This window comes from Simplicispira lacusdiani (genome assembly GCF_003604195.1).
Lineage (GTDB): Bacteria > Pseudomonadota > Gammaproteobacteria > Burkholderiales > Burkholderiaceae_C > Simplicispira > Simplicispira lacusdiani.
In genome coordinates, this window is the sequence record NZ_QXGR01000015.1 from 25,627 (window position 1) to 33,696 (window position 8,070).

6 protein-coding genes are annotated in these 8,070 nt (G+C 58.6%); 5 read left to right on the top strand and 1 reads right to left on the bottom strand.

The features are described from left to right. Positions 1-18: 18 nt before the first annotated feature. The 5 genes from D8S75_RS16590 to D8S75_RS16610 all read left to right on the top strand — a co-directional run bounded on the left by D8S75_RS16590 (position 19) and on the right by D8S75_RS16610 (position 5,643). The gene (locus D8S75_RS16590; RefSeq protein ID WP_119967486.1) at positions 19-2,181 is read left to right on the top strand and encodes a chemotaxis protein CheW; all 2,163 of its coding nucleotides are present in this window, start codon (positions 19-21) and stop codon (positions 2,179-2,181) included. A 51-nt stretch (positions 2,182-2,232) separates the two neighbouring features. Next, the gene (locus D8S75_RS16595; RefSeq protein ID WP_119967487.1) at positions 2,233-2,721 is read left to right on the top strand and encodes a chemotaxis protein CheW; all 489 of its coding nucleotides are present in this window, start codon (positions 2,233-2,235) and stop codon (positions 2,719-2,721) included. Between the two features lie 114 nt (positions 2,722-2,835). Continuing rightward, positions 2,836-3,744, top strand: a complete 909-nt coding sequence (locus D8S75_RS16600; protein ID WP_119967488.1) for a CheR family methyltransferase — start codon at positions 2,836-2,838, stop codon at positions 3,742-3,744. 30 nt (positions 3,745-3,774) lie between these two features. After that, a complete protein-coding gene (cheD, locus tag D8S75_RS16605) occupies positions 3,775-4,539 on the top strand; it encodes a chemoreceptor glutamine deamidase CheD (RefSeq protein ID WP_119967489.1) in 765 nt (254 codons plus the stop codon). Between the two features lie 15 nt (positions 4,540-4,554). Continuing rightward, entirely contained in the window at positions 4,555-5,643 is a 1,089-nt protein-coding gene (locus tag D8S75_RS16610; protein WP_119967490.1) for a protein-glutamate methylesterase/protein-glutamine glutaminase, read from the top strand. Positions 5,644-5,672: 29 nt separating this feature from the next. On the opposite strand, the gene D8S75_RS16615 is transcribed toward D8S75_RS16610, so the two are convergent. Next, positions 5,673-7,562: an ATP-binding cassette domain-containing protein gene (locus tag D8S75_RS16615; protein ID WP_119967491.1), complete on the bottom strand. Its 1,890-nt coding sequence runs from the start codon at positions 7,560-7,562 to the stop codon at positions 5,673-5,675. Positions 7,563-8,070 lie beyond the last annotated feature (508 nt).

An 8,070-nucleotide genomic window follows, 5' to 3' on the forward strand; every position in this document is an offset into this window, starting at 1 on the left:
AGTACACAGGAGCCTCCCATGGCTGAGTCTTACCAAGAAGGATCGGGAGCAGGTGCGGATTTCGACCTGTCTCAGTTCTATCAGATTTTCTTTGAGGAGGCCGGAGAGAACCTCGACCAGATGGAGCACATGTTGCTAGATCTGGACCTGGAGAAGGCCGACGATGAAGAGTTGAATGGCATTTTCCGCTGCGCGCATTCCATCAAGGGCGGCGCAGCCACCTTTGGCTTTTCCGATGTGGCGGAACTGACCCATCAGATGGAATCCTTGCTGGATCGTCTGCGGCGCCATGAGTTGCAGCCGATTCCCCAGATGGTGGATGTGCTACTGGAGTCGGCCGATACGTCGCGCAGCCTGCTGGCGCGTCACCAGGCAGGAGCGCAGGATGAGCCGCCTTCGACGGCCAGCTTGGTTCGCCGCATCAGTGAATTGGCCGCCGGGATGGTGCCGGCGCCGAGCGCGCCGGTTGCGCCACCCCAGCCCCAGAGTCCTCCGCCTCCGCCGCCAGTCACCAAGGTGGCGCCTGCGGCCGCACCCGCTGCCAGCGCACCATCGGCGCCCTCTGGGGTGCGCAGTCTGCATGTGCGCATCGGTCCCCTGGAACGGATGGAGCAGGCGGACGCCATCAAGGAGTTGTTCCGCGATATTCCCGGGCTGGGCAGCATTGCGGATCTCCCTTGCGAAGATACCAAGGCCAAGCTCTTTGCGGTGGAGACGTCCTCCACCGACAGCGATTTGCTGGACCTTTTTGCCTTCCATGTCGCGAAAGAGCAGGTGCAGATTACGGATGCAGCCGGCACGGTGGTGGCGGCCGATGCTGCGGAAAATACTGAATTGGCTGAGAGTGCGGTGAACAATCTGCCTCCTGGAGAGGCGTACGGGTTCTTCAACAATGCCCCGGGAGCGCCCGCTGGCAGCGCGGTACCGGCCATCCAGGCAATCGAGCCCGCTTCTGCGGTGACCCGGATTGCTCCCAAGGCTGGTGCTGAGGCGAAAGCCGGTAGCCAGTCGCAGATGGAGTCCACAACGATCCGTGTTGATGTCAAAAAGGTGGATCAGCTGATCAATCTCGTTGGCGAACTGGTGATCACCCAGGCCATGCTGGCACAGAACAGCCTGGGCCTGGATTCAGCCGCCCACCAGCAGTTGCTGGCAGGCTTGGCCGACTTGGATCGCAATACCCGCGATCTGCAGGAATCGGTCATGTCGATTCGCATGATCCCGATGTCCATCGTGTTCAGCCGTTTCCCGCGCATGCTGCGCGATTTGGCCAACAAGCTGGGCAAGAAGGTTGAAATGGTGACGCTGGGCGAAGCGACCGAATTGGACAAGGGGCTGGTCGAAAAAATCACGGATCCGTTGACGCACCTGGTGCGAAACAGCGGCGACCATGGTATTGAACTGCCGGCCGAGCGTTTGGCCAAGGGCAAGCCCGAGCATGGCACGATCACGTTGTCGGCATCGCACCAGGGGGGGTCGATCGTCATCGAGGTCAAGGACGATGGTCGGGGTCTTTCGCGCGACAAGATCTTGAACAAGGCACGCGAGCGGGGCATGGATGTCTCCGATCAGATGAGCGATGCCGAGGTATGGCAACTCATCTTCGCGCCAGGTTTCTCGACTGCAGAAGTCGTGACCGATGTGTCCGGCCGTGGGGTCGGCATGGATGTGGTCAAGCGCAACATTGCCGCGCTCAATGGCACGGTCGAGGTGGATTCTTCGGAGGGCTATGGCACGAAGGTGTCTGTGCGCCTGCCGCTCACTCTGGCCATCATGGATGGTATGTCTGTCGGTGTTGGGGAAGAGGTCTATATCCTGCCGTTGTCGTCGGTGGTCGAGTCCTTCCAGGTCAATTCCGAAGATGTGAATACTGTCGCCCAGGGCTCGCAGTTGGTGAAGGTCCGCGACGAGTACATGCCGGTGATTGCTTTGGAAAAGATCTTCCAGGTACCACGCTTCGATCTGGGCAAGTCCAGCACCATCATGGTCGTCGTGGAGGCCGAGGGCAATCGGGTTGCGTTGCTGGTGGACGAATTGCTTGGCCAGCACCAGGTGGTCGTCAAGAACTTGGAGTCCAACTATCGCAAGGTGCCCAATGTTTCTGGCGCCACCATCCTGGGCGATGGCAGGGTCGCCCTGATTCTCGATATTGGCGGACTGGTGCGTCGTGCGCGCCACTAGGCTGACAGGTCACAGAGCCAAGCCAGCCATTGCATTGAAAGGAGAGGGCACATGAGTGTCATCGGCAAGACCACAGAAACGGTGTCCTCGGGGACGCGTGAATATCTGACTTTCCGTCTGGATCAAGAGGAATATGGCATCGATATCCTCAAGGTACAGGAGATCCGCGGCTACGAGCCACCGACACGTATCGCCCACGCGCCTGAATTCATCAAAGGGGTGGTTAACCTGCGCGGCACCATCATCCCTATTGTGGATATGCGGCTGAAGTTCAACTGCTCGAAGGCGGAATACAACACTTTTACGGTGGTCATCATCCTGAACCTGCGCAACCGCGTAGTTGGCATCGTGGTGGATTCGGTCAGCGATGTCATGGAGTTGGCTGCCGACAATGTGCAGTCAGCCCCGGACATTGAAAGCGTGATCGATAACGACTGCATCCTGGGGCTTGGTTCAGTCGGCGAGCGCATGCTGATCCTGTTGGATATTGAGAAACTGATGTCCAGTGTCGACATGGGATTGGTTGCCGCAGAAGGTTGAACCACAAGAGATGGCGAGCGCGGCACCATAGGTATGTATCCCGCGCGTTGACCCTGGGTCCGTTGTCGATACGGGGCCATTGAAGCGACAGGAATTTTTTCAGGACGATCACGCATGCTTCGCAACCCCAACACCGATTTGACTGCGCGCACCGACCGCGGCAATGCAGGACGGGCTGCAATAGCAGGGGCTGCGCCCAACGGACCCTTGACGCAAGGGCGGGAGTTCGTCTGGACCGATGCAGATTTTTCCAGGGTGCAGGCGCTGATTTATCAGCGGGCTGGCATCAATCTGCACGAAGGCAAGCACGCCATGGTGTACAGCCGCCTCTCGCGTCGCCTGCGTGAGACGGGGCATACCAGCTTTCATGATTACCTGGGCTGGCTGGAGACGCACGACGGCACAGAGTGGCAGGAATTCGTCAATGCTCTGACCACCAACCTGACAGCGTTTTTTCGGGAGCAGCACCACTTTGAGATCTTTGCATCCCATCTGCGTTCCAGGCCGGCTGGCACGCCTTGGCGGGTATGGTGCAATGCTGCCTCGACGGGCGAGGAGCCTTATTCGATCGTCATGACGGCCTTCGAGACATTGGGCGCCAACGCGCCTTTCCGGCTGACGGCCAGCGACATCGATTCACGGGTGCTCGCCACGGCTGCGCAAGGCGTTTACCGGATCGACAGCCTCAAGGGATTGACACCGGAGCGTATGCAGCGCTTCTTTCTCCGCGGTAAAGGGGGAAATGCGGGTCTGGTCCGGGCCAAGCCGGAACTGGGCAAAGCCATCGATTTCATCAGTGTGAATCTGATCCGGGACGACTGGCCCTTCCGGGAGCCTTTCGATGTGGTGTTTTGCCGCAACGTGATGATCTACTTCGATGCTCCTACGCAGCGTAAGGTGCTCGAGCGCATCCATCGGGTGCTCAAGCCGGGCGGGATGCTGTTCGTGGGCCATGCCGAGAATTTCAGCGAGTCCCGGGATCTGTTCACTTTGCGGGGCAAGACGGTCTATGAGCGCCGTTGATCCACGCAGGCTGTTTTGTCTCACCAACCCATGACTACATCCAAACCCGGCTTCTCTGCGGCGCCTCCAGGTGGTGGTGCATTGCTCGGTGCGGCAGGATTTTCCGAGCGGCGGCGTGCGCCTCGTATCGCACCGTTGACAGCTGACATTTATTCGGCGCCAGCAGTTGTGGCGCCCGAATCCTCGCTGGAGGAACTCAAGTCGCGCCCGCCTCGGCCTGGCCAAGCTTCGTTTTTCTATTTTGATCACCATTTCCAGTACAACGCGGTGAAGGTCCTGCCGGGTGAGTATTACGTCTCGAATGAGAATCTGGTCATCATGACGGTGCTGGGCTCGTGCATCGCCGCATGTCTTTGGGATAGTCGCATGCGCGTGGGGGGCATGAACCATTTCATGCTGCCCGATGGGGATTCGATCGATGTGTCCGGGCGCTATGGTTCATATGCCATGGAACTGCTGATCAATGAGATGCTCAAGCTTGGCGCGCGGCGCGAGACGATGCAGGCCAAGATCTTTGGTGGTGCCCAGGTCATGCACAGCTTTACCACCATGAATGTGGGCGAGCGCAATACGCAATTTGTTGTGAACTACCTGCATACCGAGCGAATACCGGTGGTGTCCGAAGACGTGCTGGACATCTATCCGCGCAAAGTATGCTTTTTCCCAGTTACCGGGAAGGCCATGGTCAAGAGATTGGCGCACGCGCACCCCGAGGAACTGGTGGCGCAGGAGAAGCGTGGCAATGCTGCAACCGTGGCGCAAACGACGGCTGGCGGTTCCGTGGATCTGTTTTGATTGAGAAGGCTGGAGATGGGAAAGAAAATCCGGGTGATCGTGGTGGACGATTCTGCGCTCGTGCGCAGCTTGCTCGCCGAGATCATCAACCGGCAGAACGACATGGAGTGCATTGGCACCGCCAATGACCCTCTGATTGCGCGCGAGATGATCCGCGAACTGAATCCCGACGTCATCACGCTTGACGTCGAAATGCCCCGAATGGACGGCATCGATTTTCTGGGGCGGCTCATGCGTTTGCGGCCTATGCCAGTGTTGATGATTTCCACGCTGACTGAGCGCGGAGCCGAGGTTACGCTCAAGGCGCTTGAGCTCGGAGCCGTGGACTTCGTGGCCAAGCCCCGTGTGGGATTGTCGAGTGGACTCAATGAACTGGCAGGCCAGATCGTCGATAAGATCCGCGTGGCTGCGGTGGCGCATGTGCGTCGCGTTCAGCGCGAGCCGTCTGCAGCGGCGAATACCGCGTCGGCACTGTCAGCGCCGACAGGGCTGCTGGGCCGGCTGTCCACCGAGAAACTGATTTGCATCGGCGCCTCGACGGGCGGCACCGAAGCCATCAAGGAAGTGCTGGTCCACATGCCTGCGGATTCGCCCGCCATCGTCATCACACAGCACATGCCCCCGGGCTTCACCACCAGTTTTGCTGCGCGCCTGAATGGACTGTGCCAGATCACGGTCAAGGAAGCTGTCAATGGCGAACGCATCCTGCCGGGGCACGCCTACATCGCTCCGGGTGGAAAGCAGTTCCATATCAGCCGCAGCGGCGCCAACTATGTGGCGGTCGTAGATGATGGCCCGCCGGTCAATCGCCATAAGCCATCGGTGGAGGTTCTATTCAAATCAGCGGCTGCCTTGGTTGGGCGCAATGCCTACGGGATCATGCTCACCGGCATGGGGAACGATGGCGCTGTAGCGATGCGGGAAATGAAAGATGCAGGTAGCTATAACTACGTGCAGGACGAAGCCAGTTGCATCGTGTTCGGCATGCCGCGCGAAGCCATTGCCCATGGGGCTGCAGATGAGGTCCTACCATTGACGCAAATCGCTCCGGCGCTCGTGGCCAAGCTACGTGGCAGCTCAGACCGGGTCATGCACAGGATTTGACACGCCGCGCTGCTGTCGCGGCGAAGCCCTCAGTCGGCCAACAGAGCCCAGCGCTCCAAGGCCTCCATCAGCGCCATTTCAATTTCGCCATCTCGCGCATGGAGCGCCGTGGCCTTGGCTGGATCCTTGGTGTAGATGGATCCGTCGGCTAGTTCCTGTTGGATGGTTTTTTGTTCGGCCTCCAGACCGGCGATTAGGCTTGGCAATTGCTCCAGCTCGCGTTGCTCTTTGTAGCTCAGCTTTCTCTTTGCGGCGGTTTGGCGCTCGACAGGAGTGGGTGATACTTTGGCTGTGTCTGCGGGCGGTGAGGACAGAGAGATCGTGCTGTTGGTTGTGGCTGCGATTTCTCTGCTGCGGCGGGATTGGGTCAGCCAGTCCTGAACTCCTCCCTCATACTCACGCCACTGCCCATTACCCTCATGCACGATAGTACTGGTCACCACATTGTCGAGGAAGGTGCGGTCATGGCTCACGAGAAAAACAGTGCCTTCATAGGTCTGCAACAGTTCCTCTAGCAAGTCCAGCGTATCGATATCCAGGTCATTGGTCGGTTCGTCCAAAACCAGGACGTTGGCCGGGCGAGCAAATAGCCGTGCAAGGAACAATCGGTTACGTTCTCCGCCTGACAATGAGCGCACTGGAGAATGCGCCCGTGCTGGAGAAAAGAGGAAGTCGCCCAGGTAGCTTCGGACATGTTTGCGCTGCTGGCCGATCTCGATCCATTCACTACCTGGACTGATGAAGTCTTCCAGGGTGGCGTCAAGGTCGAGGGCTTGGCGCATCTGATCGAAGTACGCTACTTGCAAGTTGGCGCCCTGACGAATACGACCAGCGTCAGCTGACAATTCGCCCAGAATGAGTTTGAGCAGAGTGGTCTTTCCTGCTCCGTTGGGGCCTATCAAGCCGACCTTGTCGCCACGCAGAATGGTTGTGCTGAAATCCCGGACAATGGTCTTTTCGCCGAAGGCCTTGGTGACGCCCTCTAGTTCGGCAACGATCTTGCCACTCGGTGATCCAGAGGCTAGATCCATCTTGACGCTGCCCAGGGTTTCCCGTCGGGCATTGCGGTTGGCTCGCAGTGCCTCCAGACGGGTAATACGGCTCTGGCTGCGAGTTCGGCGTGCTTCCACGCCTTTGCGTATCCAGATCTCTTCTTGGGCAAGGAGTTTGTCGGCTTTGGCGGCAATGACTTCCTCTTGCGCGAGTTGTTCCTGTTTTTGCAGCTGGTACTGCGCAAAATTGCCTGGGTACGAGAGCAGGCGGCCACGATCTAGCTCGACAATGCGGGTAGCTACGCGGTCCAGAAAACTCCGGTCGTGCGTGATGGTGACAATACTGCCCTTAAAGTCGATCAGCAAATCCTCCAGCCATTCGATGGAGTCGAGGTCCAGATGGTTGGTGGGCTCATCAAGCAGCAAGACATCAGGGCGCGCGACCAACGCCTGCGCTAATGCCACACGTTTCTTGGTTCCGCCAGAGAGGTCGCCGATACGAACCTGCGGCTCCAGGTGCAGACGCTGCAATGTTTCGGTGACACGCTGCTCCCAGTTCCAGGCGTCGTAAGCTTCAATCTGCGTCTGGATCGCGTCGAGATCGATTCCCTCGGCGCCGCTCAGATACTGCTCCCGCAGGGCAATCACCTCGGAGATGCCTTGTGCAGCAGCGCGGAAAACAGTCGCCTCCGGATCGAGCATGGGCTCTTGCGCCACAAATGCGATGCGAGCGCCTTGTTGGACATGCCTGGTGCCATCATCGGCGGCGGCCAAACCACCCAGGATTCTGAGCATAGAGGACTTCCCTGCACCGTTCCTGCCTATGAGTCCCACGCGTTCATTGATTTCGAGTGAGAAATTGACGTGATCGAGCAAGGCCACATGCCCAAATGCCAGCTGCGCTTCCAGAAGAGTAATCAATGCCATGGAGGCGCATTATGGAGGCACGTCGCGCACCCATGCCACGCTCGACCGCGAGGGCTTGAACGACCATCTCGCGACGCTCCACGGTCAGAGCTTTTGGCCAAGACGTCCTTCAAGGCGTAGTGCCTTGGCGGCAGATCTGCGCACATGCGCCTGAGCGTGGCGTTCTCGTCCTGCAACTGGCGCAGTTAGGCCAAGTGTGACGCAGCTGTGCCAGAGAACTGGTTCTTCAACGTGCGGCAGACCGGCATCACTGATACCGTGCTTTCTGCGTGTCAAATCGACCTTGCACTCAGCTCAGCCGCCTTGAGAATGGCAACGATCTGGCTTTCTTCGTTTAGAGATTTCGTCGATTGAAGTTCTCTACTCCTCATGGTTCAGGTTTTCGAGGAGGCTTCAACTAAGGCCAAGCATGTCGTCTGCAGATTTCTCATGCTGCCCTTCAAAACCTGTGCTATAGTCGAGGGCTTCGCTGCACAGAGGTTCTTTGGAAAGTTTGTGCCAAGCCTTG